This is a genomic window from Pseudomonas sp. MF08831 (assembly GCF_059862645.1).
In genome coordinates, this window is sequence record NZ_JCBCUX010000001.1 from 99,728 (window position 1) to 118,298 (window position 18,571).

General features: G+C 60.5%; 16 protein-coding genes and 1 pseudogene. 5 read left to right on the plus strand and 12 right to left on the minus strand.

The features are described 5' to 3' along the window. Nucleotides 1-12 precede the first annotated feature (12 nt). Genes AC19YS_RS00480 through AC19YS_RS00490 form a run of 3 tightly spaced genes read left to right on the plus strand, consistent with a single transcriptional unit; the run spans nt 13 to nt 3,594 of the window. Nucleotides 13-1,263: an ATP-grasp domain-containing protein gene (locus AC19YS_RS00480; RefSeq protein ID WP_119736772.1), complete on the plus strand. Its 1,251-nt coding sequence runs from the start codon at nt 13-15 to the stop codon at nt 1,261-1,263. Beyond that, nucleotides 1,263-2,465, plus strand: a complete 1,203-nt coding sequence (locus AC19YS_RS00485; protein ID WP_106578240.1) for an MFS transporter — start codon at nt 1,263-1,265, stop codon at nt 2,463-2,465. Before AC19YS_RS00480 ends, AC19YS_RS00485 begins: the two co-directional genes overlap by 1 nt. A 1-nt stretch (nt 2,466) precedes the next feature. Further along, the gene (locus AC19YS_RS00490) at nt 2,467-3,594 is read left to right on the plus strand and encodes an aminotransferase class V-fold PLP-dependent enzyme (protein ID WP_119736777.1); all 1,128 of its coding nucleotides are present in this window, start codon (nt 2,467-2,469) and stop codon (nt 3,592-3,594) included. Here AC19YS_RS00490 and AC19YS_RS00495 read toward each other — a convergent pair. Then, nucleotides 3,581-4,297 carry a hypothetical protein gene (locus AC19YS_RS00495; protein WP_106578242.1) on the minus strand — a complete coding sequence of 239 codons (717 nt, stop codon included), beginning with the start codon at nt 4,295-4,297 and terminating at the stop codon, nt 3,581-3,583. The two genes, AC19YS_RS00490 and AC19YS_RS00495, sit on opposite strands and share 14 nt — an antisense overlap. 69 nt (nt 4,298-4,366) lie before the next feature. Further along, nucleotides 4,367-4,876, minus strand: a pseudogene (locus tag AC19YS_RS00500) (DUF6622 family protein); the annotation flags it as partial. A 195-nt stretch (nt 4,877-5,071) separates the two neighbouring features. Between AC19YS_RS00500 and AC19YS_RS00505 the strand changes: the two are divergent. Continuing rightward, nucleotides 5,072-7,087: a c-type cytochrome gene (locus tag AC19YS_RS00505; RefSeq protein ID WP_500600621.1), complete on the plus strand. Its 2,016-nt coding sequence runs from the start codon at nt 5,072-5,074 to the stop codon at nt 7,085-7,087. On the opposite strand, the gene AC19YS_RS00510 is transcribed toward AC19YS_RS00505, so the two are convergent. Then, nucleotides 7,081-8,331 carry a 2-aminoadipate transaminase gene (locus AC19YS_RS00510; protein ID WP_500600623.1) on the minus strand — a complete coding sequence of 417 codons (1,251 nt, stop codon included), beginning with the start codon at nt 8,329-8,331 and terminating at the stop codon, nt 7,081-7,083. The two genes, AC19YS_RS00505 and AC19YS_RS00510, sit on opposite strands and share 7 nt — an antisense overlap. A gap of 89 nt (nt 8,332-8,420) precedes the next feature. Further along, nucleotides 8,421-9,314 carry a LysR substrate-binding domain-containing protein gene (locus AC19YS_RS00515; RefSeq protein ID WP_500600625.1) on the minus strand — a complete coding sequence of 298 codons (894 nt, stop codon included), beginning with the start codon at nt 9,312-9,314 and terminating at the stop codon, nt 8,421-8,423. Nucleotides 9,315-9,458: 144 nt separating this feature from the next. Between AC19YS_RS00515 and AC19YS_RS00520 the strand changes: the two genes are divergently transcribed. Then, nucleotides 9,459-10,487 (plus strand): amino acid ABC transporter substrate-binding protein, encoded by a 1,029-nt coding sequence (locus AC19YS_RS00520; protein ID WP_179676745.1) that lies wholly within the window; start codon nt 9,459-9,461, stop codon nt 10,485-10,487. 28 nt (nt 10,488-10,515) lie between these two features. Here the strand turns inward: AC19YS_RS00520 and AC19YS_RS00525 are convergent, their stop codons facing one another. The 8 genes from AC19YS_RS00525 to AC19YS_RS00560 form a co-directional block, all read right to left on the minus strand. Further along, nucleotides 10,516-11,529, minus strand: a complete 1,014-nt coding sequence (locus AC19YS_RS00525; protein WP_500600627.1) for a GGDEF domain-containing protein — start codon at nt 11,527-11,529, stop codon at nt 10,516-10,518. 204 nt (nt 11,530-11,733) lie between these two features. Beyond that, nucleotides 11,734-12,027 (minus strand): XRE family transcriptional regulator, encoded by a 294-nt coding sequence (locus AC19YS_RS00530; RefSeq protein ID WP_119736790.1) that lies wholly within the window; start codon nt 12,025-12,027, stop codon nt 11,734-11,736. Between the two features lie 9 nt (nt 12,028-12,036). Then, entirely contained in the window at nt 12,037-12,378 is a 342-nt protein-coding gene (locus AC19YS_RS00535; RefSeq protein ID WP_325167542.1) for a type II toxin-antitoxin system RelE/ParE family toxin, read from the minus strand. A 190-nt stretch (nt 12,379-12,568) separates the two neighbouring features. Then, complete coding sequence (locus tag AC19YS_RS00540) at nt 12,569-14,464, minus strand: alkaline phosphatase D family protein (protein WP_200623815.1); 1,896 nt, start codon at nt 14,462-14,464, stop codon at nt 12,569-12,571. Nucleotides 14,465-14,571: 107 nt separating this feature from the next. Beyond that, nucleotides 14,572-14,763, minus strand: coding sequence for a hypothetical protein (locus AC19YS_RS00545; protein ID WP_169367578.1), 192 nt, complete (start codon nt 14,761-14,763; stop codon nt 14,572-14,574). A gap of 234 nt (nt 14,764-14,997) precedes the next feature. Continuing rightward, entirely contained in the window at nt 14,998-17,241 is a 2,244-nt protein-coding gene (locus AC19YS_RS00550) for an ATP-binding protein (RefSeq protein ID WP_169367577.1), read from the minus strand. Next, nucleotides 17,238-17,852 (minus strand): biliverdin-producing heme oxygenase, encoded by a 615-nt coding sequence (locus tag AC19YS_RS00555; protein WP_500600631.1) that lies wholly within the window; start codon nt 17,850-17,852, stop codon nt 17,238-17,240. The genes AC19YS_RS00550 and AC19YS_RS00555 overlap by 4 nt, the downstream gene beginning before the upstream one ends. 194 nt (nt 17,853-18,046) lie before the next feature. Then, nucleotides 18,047-18,427 (minus strand): response regulator, encoded by a 381-nt coding sequence (locus tag AC19YS_RS00560; RefSeq protein ID WP_106578253.1) that lies wholly within the window; start codon nt 18,425-18,427, stop codon nt 18,047-18,049. Nucleotides 18,428-18,571: the final 144 nt, after the last annotated feature.

Below are 18,571 nucleotides of genomic sequence, written 5' to 3' on the forward strand. Positions count from 1 at the left end.
AAGGACATTCTCATGAAGCAGTACGTCGCGTTGGTAGATGTCTATTCGAGCGGTAACTTTTTGCCGCAGTTCTTCCATGAGGCGGGCATCGGCCTGATCCATGTGCAGAGCACGCCGGAACTGATGCCGAGCATGTTGGGGCCGAACCTTTCGGAGTTCGAACACAACCTGATTTTCAACGGCAACCCCGAAGACGTCGTGCGTCGCCTGCGTGAGTTCAACGTGATTGCGGTGATCGCCGGCCAGGAACCCGGCGTGCCGTTCGCGGACTACTTGAGCGAACAGCTGCAACTGCCTTCCTCCAACGGCAGTGCCGGTTCCCGGGCACGTCGCGACAAGTTCGAGATGATCAGCAAAGTGGCCGCCGCCGGCCTGCTGACCGCGCGGCAGATCAAGTCCGCCGACCCGGCCGAGCTGCTGGCCTGGGTGCAGGACGGCCAAGTGTTCCCATGCGTGATCAAGCCGCTGAGCTCGGCCTCAACCGACGGCGTGTCGATCTGCCACAACGTCGAGGACGTGAAACGCGCCTGCGAGGAAGTGGTGTCCAACCTGGATATCTTCGGCCTGGCCAATACCGAAATTCTTTGTCAGTCCTACCTCAAGGGCCCGGAGTACATCGTCGATACGGTCAGCCGTGACGGGCAGACCTATGTCTGCGGTATCTGGCGCTACGTGAAGCGCGAGATCAGCGGTGGCAAGAACATCTACGACCGCGACGTGCTGATTGCTCCGGACAGCGCCGAGGCCAACGTGCTGGTGGACTACATCGTGCAAGTGCTCAAGGCGCTGGGGATCAATAACGGCCCGGCCCATTCGGAAGTGATCCTCACCGAGGCCGGCCCTGCGCTGGTGGAAGTCGGCGCACGCTTGAACGGCAACATGGAACCCAGGTTCCATGACATCAGCCTGGGCGGCAATCAGGCGCAGCTCACCTATCTGGCGTACTGCGACGGTGAGGCGTTCAAAGCCGGTTATGCCGGCAAGCGCTACCACAAGCTCAAGGAAGCCTGTGTGATCAACACCGATACCACGCTTCAAGGTGAGGTCACCGGGTTCAACGACGCCGCCATCCACCTGATCGAGGCATTGCCCTCGGTGCATAAACTGAGTGTCAAATACAAGGCTGGCAAGTTGATGAAAAAGACCGTGGACCTGCTCAGCAGCCCGCTGCGCGTGTTCCTGGTATCGGAAAACCAGCGCGATATCGACAAGGACTACGAGCAGATCCGCCAGTACAAAGACAACGTGTACGTGATCCGCTGATGATGGGCACCTATCGCGCGTTACGCGGGCTCAACGGTCGGTTGCAGTCGCTGTTCCTGATTACCCTGGTGTTCCGCATGGGCACCATGGCGTTCCCTTTCTATGCGGCGTACCTGATTCATCAGCACGCCGTGTCGGCGGGCACGGCTGGCTTGCTGGTCGGGGTGTACGGCGCGGGTGCGCTGTTTGTGGACTTGATCATCGGCGCGGTGATCAAGCGCTTTTCCGCCAACCGGGTGATCCTCGGTTCGTTGCTGCTCAATGCCGTGCTGTTGCTGATCATTCCTTCAGTGGACAACACGGCCGCGCTGTTTGTGTTGTCGTTTCTGTGGGGCGCCTGTTACGAGGCGTTCACGCCGGCGACGTTCTCCGAAACCGTCACCCACAGCAGCAGTGAGACGCGCAAAGTGGCGTTCTCCTGCAACCGTCTGGCCATCAACATCGGCATGGCCATCGGGCCACTGTTGGGCAGTCTGATATTCCTCAGCAACGCCGACGCAGTGTTCTACCTCAACGCCGCATTGTCGTTGGTGTCGTTCGTCGCCTGCCTGCGGTTTGGACGCGCGGTTCCGGTGGCACCGGTGACCACGCTCGCCGGCAAGGGCAATGGGTTGCCGGAGAGCGCGCCGCATGAGCGGTCGCGGTTGCTGGTGATCCTGTTGGCGGCATTGCCGGTGCACATCGCCTACGCGCTGCCGCCGACTTTCCTGTCGGCCTACATCATCAATTACACCGAGTTGCCGGCTTACTACGTCGGCATCATTTTCTTTATCAATGCATTGTTGGTGATTCTGTTCGAGGTACCGATCAACCAACGTATGTCGCACCTGTCGAGCAGCCGCTCGTTGGTGGCCGGTTTCCTGGTGGCCGGCGTGGGGTTTTTCCTGATGGGGTTCAGTCACATCGGCGCGTTGCTGCTGGTGGCCACTGTGCTCTGGAGCCTGGGCGAAATGATCGTGTTTCCCGGCATCACCCACTACGTCAGCAGTATTTCCAGTCGCCATACCGTGGACCGCAACCTCGGTTACTACTCGGCGGGCGTCAACATCGGGGTCATGATCACCCCGTCGCTGGCGTTTATGTTGGTGTCCCAGCCGTCCTTGCCTTCGCCGTGGCTGCTGGCCGGCACCGTATTGCTGCTGTTCGCGGTGGCGGTGGGCGTGATGAAAAGCTCGACACTTTTGTGGAACAAGGAAGCGTGAAATGAATATCGTGCATTTGAACACTGCCGGTGCCGGCCTGATGTCATCGGCCACCCTGAACGCGATCCAGCGCTTCACGGCCATCGAGGCCCAGATGGGCAGTTATGAGACCGAGCTGGCCTACGACGAGTTGCTCAACGTCGACCTGTATCGGGCGGCAGCCGGGCTCTTGAATGCACAGCCCGCGGACATCGGTTTTTTCAGCAGTGCCACCGAAGCCTGGACCAGCATCCTCGGCAAACTGAAATTTCCCCGTGGTAAGCGCGTGTGGGTGTCGACCTCGGAGTACGCCGCAAACCTGATCTTCTTCAACTACCTCAAGCTGTCGCGCGATATTCGCGTTGAAGTGATCCCGACCACCGCCACCAGCCCGCTGGACCTGGAATGGGTGCGACGTCATCTGGACGACGATGTGTTCCTGGTCAGCGTGTCGCACTTGCCGTCGTGCTGCGGCGTGATCAACCCGGTGGAAGCCCTGGGCGCGCTGCTCAAAGAGTCGAACACGCTGTATGTGGTGGATGCGTGCCAGTCGCTGGGGCAACTGCCGCTGGACGTGCGGGATATCCATTGTGATTTGCTCACCGGCGCGGGCCGCAAGTTTCTCTGTGGGCCACGCGGCAGTGGGATCGCCTACGTGTCGCCACGCCTGCTCAGCCAGTTGACGTTGAATTTCGCTGACTTGCACGCGGCCAGCACGGATGGCCAGGTCAATCGGATCGAGGTGTCCGGGGCTCGGGTGCTGGAGATTGCAGAAAAGAGCTTTTCAGCGTTGGTGGGGTTGCACACCGCGTTGAGTGAATACACGCAGGTGGCAGCAAAGGTGAGCACCGAGCCCTACGCGCTGCTGGCACAGGAGCTACGGCGCCTGCCGCAGTTGACGCTGCTGTGTGATCAGTTTCAGCAGACCGGGATTGTCTCGTTCGTGCCGCACAACCTGTCGGCCAAGGCGTTTGTCGGCCAGGCCCGCGAGCTGGGGCTCAATCTGTGGGCGGGCACTGCCGCCCATACGCCGCTGCTGTTGAAGGACCTCGGCGCGACGCATTTCGTGCGCGCCTCGGTGGGCCGGCATGTCACCCAGGCCCAGGTTGAGCAGGCCCTGGTGACCTTGCGCGCACTTATTGCGCAGTGATGGCGTAACCGTCAAAGGCGCTTTGTTGTTGCAGCGCGGTCACGATGCTTTTGCGCGTGACCGGCTGTTCTACGCCGCTGTTGTCCACAAAGGTTTCACTTTCCAGTTCCGCCTCGTTGCCTTCACCCACGAACGTAAAGCCCAGGAATTCCAACGCCTCACGGTCAACGTTCAGCTTGGAGCGAGGTGTACGCAGTGGCAGGGTGACGCTGATGCCATCCTTGCTGATCACAAACACTTCGGCTTCCTTCTTCGCGCGTGCTGCCTTGCTCTTGCCGGCGCTGGGGTTGCTGATGGCCTGGTGAGACTGGTTCAGCACCTTCAGGGCCAGGCCATAGACCAGTTCCTGAAACTCGGGATCGTCCTTGAAGCTGGACAGAATGCGGCTGATCGAGAACTTGCTGCTGAGGTCCTCCAGGGCGATGTTGTCGGCGGCCTCGGCGTCTTTCAGTTGCTTGAGCTGGCCCATCAGGTCGTAGGCCTTGTCGTCGTCGAAGGCGTCGTGGGCCTGGCGGATGGCCACGCGCAATTCGCGGATCTGGTCGCTTTCCTTGGAAGTGTGGAATGCGTCCAGCACCATCTCACTGATGATCTTGGCCGCAGGCACATGCTGTGAAAGATTGATGGCGTTTTCGTATTCAGCTTTGGACTGCAGGGCTGTTACGGATTCTTCGGTGGAGTGTTCGGTGTAAGAATCGGACATTGAAATTTCACTACTTCAGTAAACGGGACAAAAAAGCGTCGCGCATTTTCAGCGGGGAGGGGGATCAGGTCAAGGCAGCACAATGCCCTTGTCGCGGCGCAACGCCGTCAGCGCCCGCTGCAGCCGCAGGGCGCGTCCACAGAACAGACCAACGGTAAACCCCGAGACACCGCCCACCGCCACCAGCATCGCTGGCGTGCTCAAAAACAGCGGATGCACCGCCTGCTGGTAGCCGAAGCAATACTTCGCTGCAAAGAACAACTGCGAGATCAGCAAGGTTTTCCACGTGCCTGGCAGCACCAGGGTGTCGCCATCGGCGTCGAGCCTTGCGCCTTCTGCGTTGAACAGCAACATGCCCAGCAGGCTGCCCATCAACGCGCCGCCGATCCAGGCGCTGCTCGACAGCATCGACGGCGTCAGCGACGTCAGCGACCACACCACCAGCACCACCGGCAGGATTATCAACGCGCGACGATTCTCGCGCCCGCCCAGGCAGGCCTTGATGCCGTAGTAACAAATCCACAGGTAAACGGCGTACACCCAAAGGGGCGTGCCTTGAAGGATATCGAGCATGGGGCGCTTCCGTGCGGTGTGGGTAGGTGGCGGATAGTCGTTGAGGCGTCAGGGGGTTGTCCATCAATTTGGCCCTGACCCACATCAACACCGTGCCCGACAAAAGCCGTTACAACACAGAGGCCTGATGAACCCATAAAAACGATGACCTACCTGCGCCGAGGAGACCGCTCCAGGCCAGGTTATTAAAGGATTAATGCCATGGCCTTTTCCCTGTCACGCCTGGCCTTGCTGGGGGCGACGCTCTGTCTGGCGCTACCCCTGCACGCCGCCTCCACCGAAATCGAACACGGCAAATACGTTGCGCAACTGGGCGACTGCATCGCCTGCCATACGGCCAAGCAAGGCAAGGTGATGGCCGGCGGGCTGGCCCTGAGCACGCCGATGGGCACGATCTATTCGAGCAACATCACACCCGACCGTGAGTCCGGCATCGGCAGCTACACCTTTGAACAGTTCGACAAGGTGATGCGCGAAGGCGTGACGCCTGCAGGTGTGAATCTTTACCCGGCGATGCCCTATCCGTCCTACGCCAAAATGAGCGAAGAGGACATGCGCGCCTTGTACGCTTACCTGATGCAGGGCGTTGAGCCGGTGCAGCAGGCCAACCTTGAGGCGGACATGGGCTTCCCGTTCAATCAGCGCTGGGGCCTGGCGCTGTGGAACGTTGCCTTTCTCGACACGCAGCCGTTCCAGCCGGACCCGAGCCGCAACGAGGTGCTCAACCGTGGCGCCTATCTGGTCCAGGGCCTGGGCCATTGCGGCTCCTGCCATACCCCGCGCGGCATCGCCTTCCAGGAAAAAGCCATGAGCGATGAGGGCCGCAGTGGCCGGCATTACCTGGCTGGCGAAACCGTCGAGCACTGGCGCGCCCTGAGCCTGCGCAACCTGTGGACCGTGGAAGACACCGTGCAACTGCTCAAGACCGGGCAGAACCGCTTCGCCACCGTGGCCGGCAACATGGCCGATGTGATTCACCACAGTACTCAGCACTTCAGTGACTACGACCTCACGGCCATCGCCAGCTACCTCAAATCCCTGCCGCCAGGCAAAGACGATCTGCCAATGCCGTCGGTGGCCCGTGCACCCGCCGCGCCGCCGGCCGACTTGTTTACCAGCCGTGGCGGCTTGGGTTACCTGCAGTTTTGCAGCGACTGCCATCGCAGCGACGGCGGCGGCGTGAAAGGCCTGTTTCCACCGTTGGCCGGTAACCCGAGCATCGCTGCCAACAACCCGACCTCGCTGCTGCACATCACCCTGACCGGCTGGAAGACCGCACAAACCGCCACCCACCCACGGGTCTACACCATGCCCGGTTTCAGCCGGCTGGCGGACTCGGAAATCGCCGAGATCCTGAGCTTCGTGCGCACCCGCTGGGGCAACGAGGGCACGCCGATCAGCGCCGCCCAAGTGAAAACGCTGCGTGACCAACTCAACCCTGCCCCCAGCGATTCATCGGCCTTCGAAACCCCACGCCTGGCCGACTTGCTCGCCGCACCGAATGCCGACCAAGTGGTGCGCGGCATGCGCCTGCACCTGCAGACCCAGGCGCTGCTGCCGGAGAACGTCGGCAATGCGCTCAACTGCACCAGTTGCCATCTGAACGCTGGCACCGTGGCGGACGGCTCGCCGTTTGTGGGCGTGTCGACGTTCTTCCCCAGCTATGCGCCGCGTGCCGGCAAGGTGGTGACCCTGGAGGAGCGCATCAACGGTTGCTTTCGTCGCTCGATGAATGGCAAACCGCTGCCGCCACAATCGGCGGATATGCAGGCGATGGTCGCGTACTTCGACTGGATGAAAAACAACACCCGGCCCGAAGACAAAGTCGCCGGGCGCGGTGTGGGCAAGATCGACCCTTCAATCAAGCCAGACCTGGAAAACGGCAAGCAGGTGTACGCCAAGCAATGCGCGGTGTGCCACGGCGACAACGGCCAAGGCCTGGCGCGTGCCGACGGCGAGCAAGTGTACCCGCCGTTGTGGGGCGAGCAGTCGTTCAACATCGGCGCCGGCATGGCGCGGCCCTACACGGCGGCGGCGTTCGTCAAACGCAACATGCCGATTGGGTTCCACGAGAAATTCCCGTTGGGGCAGGGTGGTTTGTCGGACCAGGAAGCCGTGGACGTCGCGGCGTATTTCTCCGGCCAACCGCGCCCGGATTTCCCGGACAAGGCCAAAGACTGGCCCAACGGCGGCAAGCCCGCCGATGCGCGCTACTGAGTCAGCTGCTTGAGACAGGCCTCAAGGATATCCAGGCCTTCCTCCAGCACCGCAGGCTCGGTGGTCAGCGGTGCCAGCAGGCGGATGATGTGTCGCGACTTGCCGCTGGGCATCAGCAGCAAACCGGCATCCCGCGCCAGGCCCAGCAGTTGGGTCAGTTGCCTGGACGCGGGCGTGCCGTCGGCATTGGCCAACTCGATGCCACGCATGGCACCGACGCCGGTCAGGCGGCCCAGAGAGGGCACACCTTGCGCACGCCATTGCTCATAACGGCTGACGATGGCTTCGGCCTGGTGTGAACCCCAGGTTTTCAGGTGTTCATCCGTCATCGCGTCCAGCGTGGCCAATGCGGCCGCGCACGCAATCGGGTTGCCGGAGTAGGTGCCGCCCAGGCCGCCTTTGGGCAAGGTGTCGAGCAAGGCTTTGCGCCCGACCACCGCGCCCAATGGCACGCCGCCGGCGATGCTTTTGCCGAGCAGGATCAAGTCCGGTTCAATTCCAAGGCGCGAGAAGGCGAAGCGCTGGCCGGTGCGGCCGAAGCCGGACTGGATTTCGTCGGCGATCAGCAGGATGTTTTTCTCATCACAGAAACGTCGCAAGGCCTGGGCGAATTCGACGTCCAGGGCCAGGAAACCGCCTTCGCCCTGTACCGGCTCGATGATGAAACAGGCCACGTCCTCAACGTCGATTTCCACGCTGAACAGGCGGTCCATGGCCTTGAGTGCTTCGGCACAACTCACGCCGTTATCAACACTGGGGTAGGGCAGGTGGTACACCGGCCCAGGCAATACACCGACCTTTTGCTTGTAGGGCGCTACCTTGCCATTGAGGTTGAGTGTGGCCAGGGTGCGGCCGTGAAAGGCACCGTCAAACGCGATCACCGCCGTGCGCCCGGTGGCGCCGCGCACAATCTTCAACGCGTTTTCCGCTGCTTCCGCACCGCTGTTGGTGAGCATGCCGCTTACCGGGTAATCCACCGGGATAAACGCGGTAAGACGGTCCATCAATTCGATGTAGGGCGCGTGAGGTGCGGCGTTGAACGCGTAGTGGGTCAGTTTGGTTGCCTGCTGCCGAATCGCCTCGACCACGCCTGGGTGGCAATGCCCGAGGTTGAGCACGCCGATGCCGCCGACAAAATCGATGTAGCGTTTGCCCGCGGTGTCCCAGACCTCGGCGTTCTTGCCGTGGCTGAGGCTGATGGGGTGAACGATGGAAATCGACTGGCTGATGGTTTCGCGGCTCATGAATCTCGGACTCGGCAATGGCGGGCGTCTTTTTATCTAAGCCGCGCGCCCGGCCTTGCCGCAAACGAAATAAAGTCGCCGGGTCATTATTAAAAGTCGGGATGTGCTTTTAAGTAGTCCACCATCCAGTTCAAGAATGCTTTTACCTTAGGGACCTCGCCGGCGTGTTCGGCATGCGCGATAAAGTGCGCGCCGGCGCTGGGCATTGTGTAATCCCAGGGTGTCATCAGGCTGCCACTGGCCAACTCTTCGGCCACCAGGTATTGCGGCACCAACGCCACGCCGTAGCCCGACTGCGCTGCGCGAATGCACATGTAGAAGGTGTCGAAACGCGGCCCGTGATAGCTGTTCTGCGAATGCAGGCCCTGCTCCAGAAACCACTCATGCCAGGCTTGCGGGCGTGACGTGCATTGCAGCAAGGTGTGGCGCGAGGAGGCATCGCTGCCTTGGGCAACAAACCCCGGTGCACAGACCGGCACCACGGCCTCGCGAAACAGCTCGATGCACGTCGCTCCCGGCCAAGAGCCCTGGCCGAAGAAAAACGCAATATCGGCCTTGGCCTGCAACACGTCGAAGGGCTCCAGCTCGTTGCGCACATCCAGGTGGATGTTCGGATATCTGGCCGCAAAATCCTTGAGCTTGGGCACCAGCCAGCGGTCGCCGAAGGTCGGCTGGGTGGCGATGCGCAGCACTTCGGTCTCGCCGCCGTAGGTGAGGATGTAGCGGCTGGAAATGTCCACCTGAGTCAAAATCTTGTGGACCTCGGCGAGGTACAACGAGCCTGCTGGCGACAGGTACAGACGCTGGCGCACGCGCTCGAACAGGTTGTGGCAGAGCATCTCTTCGAGCTGCGCGACTTGCTTGCTCACGGCACTTTGGGTCAGGTGCAGCTCTTGGGCGGCGCGGGTGAAACTCAGGTGGCGGGCGGCGGCTTCGAAGCACTGCAGGGCGGTCATCGAAGGGGTCAAGCGTTTAGAGATCATGCAGTTCATTCCAAATCGGAAGGAGCCTTTGCCTAAAGGTCGTTTGTGACAGGGGCGTAAAGCCGTCGATACTGCGCGGCCACACTATAAACCGGCGCGGGCTGTGCGGCGCCGAATAATAAAGATCGACAGGGAGTGCCTCGCATGAACAACCTCAAGACCACCTTGGCCGCCCTCACCGCTGCTGCGGTCGTGGGCCTGGCGGGCAGTGCCCACGCCGGCGTGACCCTCGACGCAATCCAGAAAAAAGGCTTTATCCAGTGCGGCGTCAGTGACGGTTTGCCGGGCTTCGGCGTGCCGGACGCCACCGGCAAAATGACCGGCATCGATGTAGACGTGTGTCACGCCGTCGCCGCGGCGGTGTTCGGCGACGCCTCAAAAGTGAAGTTCAGCCAGTTGACGGCCAAAGAGCGGTTTACCGCGCTGCAGTCCGGCGAAATCGACTTGATCTCACGCAACACCACCTGGACCAGTTCCCGTGACTCGGGCATGGGCCTGGTGTTCACCGGCGTCACCTATTACGACGGCATCGGTTTTCTGGTTAACAACAAGCTGGGGGTGACCGGCGCCAAGCAACTCGACGGCGCGACTATCTGCATCCAGGCCGGTACCACCACCGAGCTCAATGTCTCGGATTACTTTCGCACCAATGGCATGAAGTACACGCCAATCACCTTCGACACCGCCGACGAAAGCGCCAAGGGTCTCGAAGCCGGGCGCTGCGATGTGTTGACCACCGACCAGTCGGGCCTTTACGCGCAGCGCATCAAGATGGCTCACCCGGATGAGTTCGTGGTGTTGCCGGAAGTGATCTCCAAGGAGCCACTGGGGCCGCTGGTACGCAAGGGCGATGACGAGTGGTTCAGCATCGTCAAATGGACGCTGTTCGCCATGCTCAATGCCGAGGAAATGGGCATCACCTCGCAGAACGTCGAAGCGCAGGCCAAATCCAGCAAGAACCCCGACGTTGCGCGGCTGCTGGGTGCCGACGGCGATTACGGCAAAGACTTGAAACTGCGCAAGGACTGGGTGGTGCAGATCGTCAAGCAAGTGGGGAACTATGGCGAAGTGTTCGAGCGCAATATCGGCCAGGGCAGCGTGTTGAAGATCAAGCGTGGGCTCAATGCCTTGTGGAGCAACGGCGGCATCCAGTACGCGCCGCCGGTGCGCTGATCACGCCAAGCCGGTGTGGCCGCTGTATTTACTCCGACACCACGTCCTTTCCCGCCGCCTTGGATCGATACAGCGCTTGATCGGCGCGTGCCATCAAGGCGGCAGGGGCCTCACCCATACGACGCTCGACCACACCCAGGCTCAGGGTCACTTTGAAATCGCCCACGGCAGGTATTTCGGTGATTTTCTGCCGCACGCTTTCGGCCAGTTGCTTGGCCGAATCGAGAGTGCTTTTGGGCAGCACCACCATAAACTCGTCACCGCCCCAGCGCGCCAGCAAATCACCGGGCCGCACACAGGCTTCCAGGTTTTCCACTACCCGAATCAAGGTCCTGTCGCCGACGCCATGGCCGTGTTGGTCATTGATCGGCTTGAAGTCGTCGATATCCATGGCCACCAATGCCAATGGCACGCGGAAGCGCTCGGCGCGCTCACATTCCTCCAGCAGCACTTTTTCCAGGCGATAACGGTTGGCGATACGCGTCAGGGCGTCCTGTTCGGCCAGGGAGCGGTTCTCATCCAGCTGCAATTGCAGTTGCTGATTGACCCGAGACAATTCACGGGTGCGTTCGGCCACCAGAGCCTCCAGCGATTGATTACGCTTTTGCAGCTGTTCGATGGAGTTCTTGCGGGTGTGAATATCGCGGTGGGCGCCGACCATGCGGGCTACCGAGCCGTCAGGGTTACGTGCAATGACGTAGCCCCGGTCTTCGATCCACAGGTAGCTGCCGTCTTCTTTTCGGCAGCGGTACTCGGCCTGGTAATGGGGGGCACGCTGATTGATGTAGTCATCAAACACGGCCATCACGCGGGGGTAATCCTCGGCGTGGATCACACTCTCCCAGGTGAACACAGAGTTTTCCAGGGAGTGGCGGGGGTAACCCAGCATTTCGTACCAACCGGGGTTGCGGTAGACGAAGCCGGTATTGGCGTTCCAGTCCCAGATGCCATCGCTGACCAGTTCCATGACGGCATGCAACATATCGGCGTTGAGTTCGGAAAAGTCATTGCGCAGCGGGTTATTGCCGGAGGTATCGTCCATCTTTGCGCTTCCCTGCGTGGGCTGGTTTATAAGGCCAGTCTTCGTTGACGCCGATACTCCGTGGCTGGCGCTACTGTACATCGGGACTTGCGCGGTTTGAATAGGGCGGCTGTGCTGCTTTAGATGTATGGCTATGAGCCATCTATGCTGCAGTGCAACACTATTTGCTGAATTTACGTGGGCTGAGTTTCACGTCATCACCGGTCATGTATTGGTGTTCGGTAAAAGCCGTACTTCTACCCGCTGGCCCAAAGCTCTTGCAGCACTCGCCAGGGTTGCCAGAGTCATGCCGGCATCGTTTTGATCCAGCGCCCTATCCACAGCAGTGCGGCTGGTGTGCATACGTTCTGCCAGCGCTTTCTTGCTGACTTTCTGTGCCTTCATTGCTTGCGCCAACTGCCAGGCGATAACACGCTTCAATGCGGCAGCGGAGACTTCTTCTATGAGCCCATCGTCACTGAGAAAATCATCGAAGTTTGAGCCGATATGTTTATTCATGGTGGTCCCTCAAAGCTTGTTTTTACGACGCCTGGCAGTGTTCAGGTCCACTGACGTCGTTTTCTGGCTCTTTTTGATAAAGCCGTGCAGCAACACAATTTCGCGGTCAACTAACGTAAAAATGACCCGTGCAATGTTCTCATTGAGGTCACTTCGTATTTCCCAAAGGCTGTGCTCCAGCTTTCGAACCAGCGGCATTCCCAGCGGCCATCCAATCTGGACTGCTTTGATGTCAATGCCTATGAGTCTGCGTGACTCCCTTGGCAGTTCCAGCAGCCATTCACGCACCGGCTCGTTGCCAGCCTGCGTCCGGAAAAACGCGACGCTCAACATGAGAGGTAAGTCGTTCACAAGAGTGCACCAAAATAGGTTCATGCGGCAATCGACGATTGATGAAGCTTTTCGCGAAAAGCGGTCAGAGCCTGGCACTTTTTTTGTGAGCGATGGATGTTGAAGGTTTTCTGAAAATTACAGCAAAAACAGGTGTTTATGATTTTTCCGCAAAGTGAGTGCGAGCGTGGTTTTGCATGTGTAAGAAAATTTACTCCGGCGCCAGCATCCTCGTCCGGGGCTTTCCATCGGCGTTGTGCTGGTAAATCGCCTCCGGTTGGCCGTGGTCGTTGAAAAACACCTGACCGATGCCCGCCGAGTTCCACAGCCGTTCGCCCGCTTCGGCATGTTCCGGAATATGGGGCACCACCTGCATGGTACGGCGGCGTGTAAACCAGTTGAGCGGTGAGCGTGGTGAGTAGAGCCAGCGGTTCAGGCGGTCGAACCATTCCAGCAGGCGTGGGGGGAACTCGTTCTTGATGCCGCTGCTGGTGATCTGCCAGATTCTCGGCCCGCCGTTGCGGTGGCGGATCAGCACTTGGTAGACGAACGAGTAATGCACGTCGCCCGAGAGGATTACGTAGTTACCCGGCGTGCGCGAGTGGCGGAAGATGTTGAGGATTACCTGGGCGGCGCCGCGATGGGCCATCCAGTTTTCGGCGTCTACCAGCAGCGGGTAGCCGCACCAACTGAACACCTTCTGCACGGTTTCGATTAGCTTGACGCCAAAGATCGGCGCGGGCGAGACGATGATGGCGCAGGGGTGGTCCAGCAGTTCCTGTTGCAGCTCGCTCAAAGCTTCCCAGTCCAGCAGGCCGGAGGGCTGCTTGAGCGTGAACTCGCTGCGCCAGCGGCGGGTACGGGTGTCGAGCACCACCAGGGCCGGTGTGGTGGGCAGCACGTAATGCCAGTGCTGGAATTTCAGCAGCGCTGCCAGCAGGCCATCTTGCAGGGCGGCGTCCAGATGGTTGCCTTTAACCTCGTTGGCCAGTGCCTGGGTTTGGCTCAGCAGCTCAGCAAATACATCTGGCTGGTTGCCCCAACCCTGGCACAGCAGGTAGGCGAGCAGGGCATTGCCGATAATGCGCCTGGAAAACGGGTGGCCGTAGGCGGTTTCCTCCCATTGGGCACTGAGGTTCCAGTCGTCGGTGATGTCGTGATCGTCGAAGATCATCAGCGTCGACAAGTGAGCCAAGACCCGTGCGGCGCCCGGCAACCCGTGTCGGAATTGATCAATGGGCACCTGTTCGCGGGCATAACGCTGCTGCTCCTCGACGCTCAGTTGCGGTGGTTGTGGCGTGATCAATTGCCAGGGCGTGGGCGACCAGGCCAGCAAGTACATTGCAATGACCTCGGCAAAGCTCACCAGGTGATTGTCGGCCGTGCTGCTGGTGAAAATCGGCTTTTTAACGCCACCAAAAAACCGCTCGCGCAGGGTCTCGTTGCTGTCCAGCGCCGGGAGCAGGTCGGCGCGATGGTAATAGCTGGCGCGGTGCCCGTAGAGGCTGGCGCTGTCAGTCACCACCGCACCCTCCAGGTATTCGTCAAACAGGCCCAGTCGCGCGATCAGCGCATGAATCGCGCGCAGCATCGGGCCGGCGACATCGTCGGCGTAGATCTGGTCACCGCTCATCATCAGCAAGGCCGGGCGTTCGGCCGACGTGTGTGCGTCGGCCAGCAGGCGGTCGATGCACAGCAGGCCGTCGTCGGCTCGGTGGTGCGGTTTGCGGCAGGAACCGTGTACCAACTGGTGGATACGGCTGTGCAGCACGAAGTTCGGCTGCCGGGCGTCGGCATACAGCAGGTGCGGCGCCCACTCGGCGATGCCCAGGTTGTCGATCAGCAGGTCATAGCCGATGACCACGTCCAACGGCAGGGCGTCGTCCAGCGCCACGTCGAGCAGGTGAATGAAAGCGTGGCGCCCCACCGGCACGACTTGGCATTGGCCTTGATCCAGGCGGATATCGCGGCTGTGTTCGGCAACGTGCAGCCTCAAGGTCGGCGACAGTTCACGGCTTGCCACTAACCACAACACCAGGCGGCGAGGCTCCAGCCGCCGTAACAGCGGCCCGGCAAGAACGGCGGGCAGTGTGCCTGCTTCAAGCATAGGGATGAGAACTCTGTGCAGGAAAGGCCGGCAGGTTAACCCAGCGGATGTCAGTGTTTTGTTAAGGGATGGCGGGGGCGGGATGGCTTGGCCCCGCCTTGCATAGGCTAGAGCAGATTGCCCTTGCCCAGGCTTTCCAGGTTGCCTGAGCGGTTGTCCTTGTCTGGGGCATTTGCGCCGCTCAGGCCTGTGGCTGCCGCCTGATCGGAGCTTGGCTTCGGCGGTTGTGGGGGCGGCGCGGCGTTGGTCAGCTGGATAGTGTTGATGTAGTTCAGGTTAGCGCTGAGAAAAAAATCCATTGGGGTGTGCTCGGTAAGGCCAGGAAAGTGTTGTTGCGTTGCGAACGCGCACAGAACTTACAAAGCCTTGGCTGGCGCGGCTATACACGCGTTGGGTCAAAACGTGACAAGGCTACCGGCCACCAATCCGTGGCGGGCGAGACGCCCAGCGCCGGGGTGGTGTGTTGCCGGTATCGCCAGCCGGCCTGATGTGGAGAGCAAGCCCGCTCGCCACATCAAGTGCACTTGCCGCTGTCAGGGGTGTGCCCCCTCAGTTCCCCTGGGCACCGTAAAGCGAAACTCGCTGCCCCGGCCAACCTCACTGTGCGCGTCGATTTGGCCGCCATGGGCCTGGACGATGCCCTGAGTGATGTACAGCCCCAAACCACTGCCGGTCGGGTTGTTTTCGGTCTGGGTCCAGTAGCGATCAAACACATGCGGTAACTGTTCAGGCGCAATGCCTTCGCCGGAATCGCGCACCGAAAACACGATCTCTTCGTCATTGCTCATGGCGCTCACGCCGATATTTCCCTGGCGCGGGGTGAACTTGATGGCGTTGCCGATCAGGTTCGACAACACCTGGAACAGGCGCTCAGGGTCCCCGTTGATCTGCAACCCCGGTTCCGCGTTGAACGACAGCTCGATGCCTTTCTCCATCGCCAGCGGCGCGAGCAGGGCATAGGCTTCTTCAAACATCTGGCTGACGTCCAGCACCACCGGCTTGACCACATAACGGCCCGCCTCGATCTTCGAGGTGTCGAGCAAGTCCTCCAGCAGCACGTTCATGCGCCCTGCGGCCTGTTGCATGGTGTCGATCGCCGAAGAAATACGTCGCGAGGTGTGCGGGCCTTCGGAGCTGAACGCCTTTTGCATCATGCCGCAAAGCATCGAGATAACAGTCATCGGGTTACGCAGGTCGTGGGACACCACGGCCACCAGGTCATCGCGCGCGCGTACGGCTTGTTGTTCGCGTAACACTTGGCGGGCGAGGTCATTTTCCAGGGCTGAACGGCGCAGGTCGTTGGCAGCAAACCGGTCACCATGGCTCCATTTGGTGGAGATGCCGGCCATTTCCACTTTCCAGATTTCAAACGAAGTCCGTGGGCGAAGGCGCAAGCCAGCGTCTGACTCTTCCAGATTCAACGGCTTGTCCGGGTTGCCGCTCCAGTTGATGTTCTCTTTGACTTCCGGGCGAAACCACAGCACGCCGTTATCCACAGGCTTTGGCAGGCTCATGGCCAACACGCCACTGGCCACGTGCTGGAACTCGGCGGCCGGCGGGTACACCGAGGTCAGGTTGTGGCTGGAAAACACCGGTTCGCCGCTGGCTTGCAGCCATGCGTGCAACGCGCGAATCTGCTCGGGCTGCGGGCAGTTGCCGTAACGGTGCAACTGTTTGTCCTCGATGATCGCCACGCCGCCCGACAGGGTCAGGTCCATCAAGACTTGCGGCTGCTGGGCCAGGCCGTCGAACACGTTTTGTTCGGATGCTTTCATCGCGCGATCAAGCAGGGCCAGGGCCTCGACTTTTTCGTCGCGTTGGCGGCTCAGGTCCAGGGCCTCCATGGCGCTGATCTGCAACGACAGCACCTGGCCGATGGTTTGGCAGGCCAGGCGCAGGTCATTGGGCACCAGCAGTGGCTCGCGGTTACCGCAACTGATCAGGCCCCAGAGCTTGTCGCCTGCCATCAAGGAGATGCTCATGGACGACAGCACGCCCATGTTCTGCATGTACTGGCAGTGAATCGGCGACACGCTGCGCAGGGTCGCAAAGCTCAGGTCCAGCGGTTGGCCGGTGTCCGGGCGCAGCTTGGGCAGCAACGGCACAGGCTCATAGGCGGCATTCGGGATGATGCGCAGCCAGTTGGTGCGGTACAGCTCGCGGGCCTGCTCGGGGATGTCGGACGCCGGAAAGAACAGCCCGTTGAACAGCTCCATGGACGGCGCCGAGGCTTCGGCGATCACCTGGCCATGGCCTTCCTCTTCAAAGCGGTAGATCAGCACCCGGTCGTAGCCGGTGATGGCCTGGATTTCATGCACGCTGATTTCGTACAGCGCTTGCAGGGTTTTCGCTGACTGTAGGCGTTGCAGCATCTTGCCCAGATCGCTGGTGCGACCCTTCAGGGCTCGCGGTTTGAAATCTTCCAGGCGCGGTTCGAATTCGAGCACCAGCACCTCTTGATGGCGGTGCAGCAGGCCTTCGAATTGCGCGCCGTTGAAGGTGACATGCAGCGCTGGGCCGTCGGAAAACGTGTTGTGTTCAGCCATGGTCTGCACGGCTTGAGCATGTTCTGCGCCCATCAGCGTGTGCAGCGGCTGACCCAGCAGCGACTCGGGCGTGTGACCGAACAGGCTGCCAACGTTGGCGCTGACCTGAATGATGCGCAGGTCCGGCTCCGACAACGTCAACAGCACGCCATGGGGCTGTATCGCGCCGGGGGTGCGGATGGGTTCGTCGGCACAGTTGGCAAGCAGTTCTTCAAAATCTTCGGGTTTCATAGCAGTACCTCCTGGCTGACGAGCCAATGCTCGAAGCCGCTGAATGTCGAACAAGCTGCCTGCACTGCGCGCTGTTTGGCGTGCGCATCCAGGGGTTGGCGGCTCAGGTAATCGAGAAAGTCTTTCCAGCGTCGACCGGTCTCGGCGCCGTATACATTGAGAAACGCGCCGCCGTGTTCGGCGTCGATGCCCAGGCGCTGGGCCATTTCCCGGCGCAGCACTTGCCCACCCAGGGTTGCGCCTTCCAGTACATAGAGGGCACCGAGGCAGGCAGCAGGGGTCTCGAACAGGGGGAGGGTGGAACAGCGGGGCAGGGCGGTGATGGCGTCGTCAGTCAACCCAAGGGCGTAAAGATCGTGCAGGAGTGTGGGCGTTTTCACACGCAATGACGTATCGAATCCATCGGGGATCAAGCCACTGTCATACAGCGCGGCTTCCATCGGCTCATAAAAACCGTAGTACGCCTGAAGCAATCGTCGGTACCAGTCGGCATCCAGACGCTCGGAAAAAAACGGCAGGCGTTTTTCCAGCGCAACATGCAGCGAGCCAGTGCCTGAACGTAACGCTTCCAGCAATGAGGGCGCACTGACGTCAGGGGCCTGTGAATGCATTCAATGAGCTCGAACTGTGGGCCTTTCGGCCATGAATGACGCTGTAAATGGGCGACGATTCTACACAACTCATTGCCATCACCTGTGCGCACTAGGCGAAAAGGCTGACCGGCGGATCAGAAAAGTCACTCCTTGCGTGATTAATGACCACGGAAAAGCACCTCAAGTTCGCTTTCAGTGATATCGCGGCGATATCAGTGCAGGGACATACCCTGTTGGTTCAGCGCCGTTTGTACGCACTCAACCAGGTGTTCGGCGCTCCACGGCTTGGGTAAAAAACGCACGGAACCGCCCAACTGCGCCGCCAGCTTGATATTGCCGGAGGTCAGCACCACGGGCACAGACGGCCAGCGATGCGCCACCACCTTGCTCAAGTCATAACCATTGAGCAAACCGGGCATCTGGATATCACTGACAATCAAATCCACGGGGTCGTCGCCGCGCTCCAGGTAAATCATCCCTTCATCCGCCGAAGGAAATGACGTGACGTGCGCCCCGAAATCCTCCAGTACATCCACCATTAACGAGCGAATGATCTCGTCGTCTTCCAGCACTAAAATCGATGGCTGAGCCATGATCCTTACTCCACCATCAGGGTTCAGTAAGGTGGAGTGGGGCGGGCGTGAATAGGTTCGATTGGATATATTCCGGGCGATGGATGGTCGTTTTAGAGCGGTCAGGAAGGCGTTGCCCGCAGCGGCATACGTCGCTTGCAGGCA

Bases quoted from the DNA above. Each gene is read 5' to 3' on its own strand.
- AC19YS_RS00480 (WP_119736772.1), top strand. From the start codon at position 13: ATGAAGCAGTACGTCGCGTTGGTAGATGTCTATTCGAGCGGTAACTTT.
- AC19YS_RS00530 (WP_119736790.1), bottom strand. From the start codon at position 12,027: ATGAATAAACATATCGGCTCAAACTTCGATGATTTTCTCAGTGACGAT.
- AC19YS_RS00485 (WP_106578240.1), top strand. From the start codon at position 1,263: ATGATGGGCACCTATCGCGCGTTACGCGGGCTCAACGGTCGGTTGCAG.
- AC19YS_RS00495 (WP_106578242.1), bottom strand. From the start codon at position 4,297: ATGTCCGATTCTTACACCGAACACTCCACCGAAGAATCCGTAACAGCC.
- AC19YS_RS00560 (WP_106578253.1), bottom strand. From the start codon at position 18,427: ATGGCTCAGCCATCGATTTTAGTGCTGGAAGACGACGAGATCATTCGC.
- AC19YS_RS00490 (WP_119736777.1), top strand. From the start codon at position 2,467: ATGAATATCGTGCATTTGAACACTGCCGGTGCCGGCCTGATGTCATCG.
- AC19YS_RS00550 (WP_169367577.1), bottom strand. From the start codon at position 17,241: ATGAAACCCGAAGATTTTGAAGAACTGCTTGCCAACTGTGCCGACGAA.
- AC19YS_RS00540 (WP_200623815.1), bottom strand. From the start codon at position 14,464: ATGCTTGAAGCAGGCACACTGCCCGCCGTTCTTGCCGGGCCGCTGTTA.
- AC19YS_RS00515 (WP_500600625.1), bottom strand. From the start codon at position 9,314: ATGATCTCTAAACGCTTGACCCCTTCGATGACCGCCCTGCAGTGCTTC.
- AC19YS_RS00520 (WP_179676745.1), top strand. From the start codon at position 9,459: ATGAACAACCTCAAGACCACCTTGGCCGCCCTCACCGCTGCTGCGGTC.
- AC19YS_RS00505 (WP_500600621.1), top strand. From the start codon at position 5,072: ATGGCCTTTTCCCTGTCACGCCTGGCCTTGCTGGGGGCGACGCTCTGT.
- AC19YS_RS00555 (WP_500600631.1), bottom strand. From the start codon at position 17,852: ATGCATTCACAGGCCCCTGACGTCAGTGCGCCCTCATTGCTGGAAGCG.
- AC19YS_RS00545 (WP_169367578.1), bottom strand. From the start codon at position 14,763: ATGGATTTTTTTCTCAGCGCTAACCTGAACTACATCAACACTATCCAG.
- AC19YS_RS00525 (WP_500600627.1), bottom strand. From the start codon at position 11,529: ATGGACGATACCTCCGGCAATAACCCGCTGCGCAATGACTTTTCCGAA.
- AC19YS_RS00510 (WP_500600623.1), bottom strand. From the start codon at position 8,331: ATGAGCCGCGAAACCATCAGCCAGTCGATTTCCATCGTTCACCCCATC.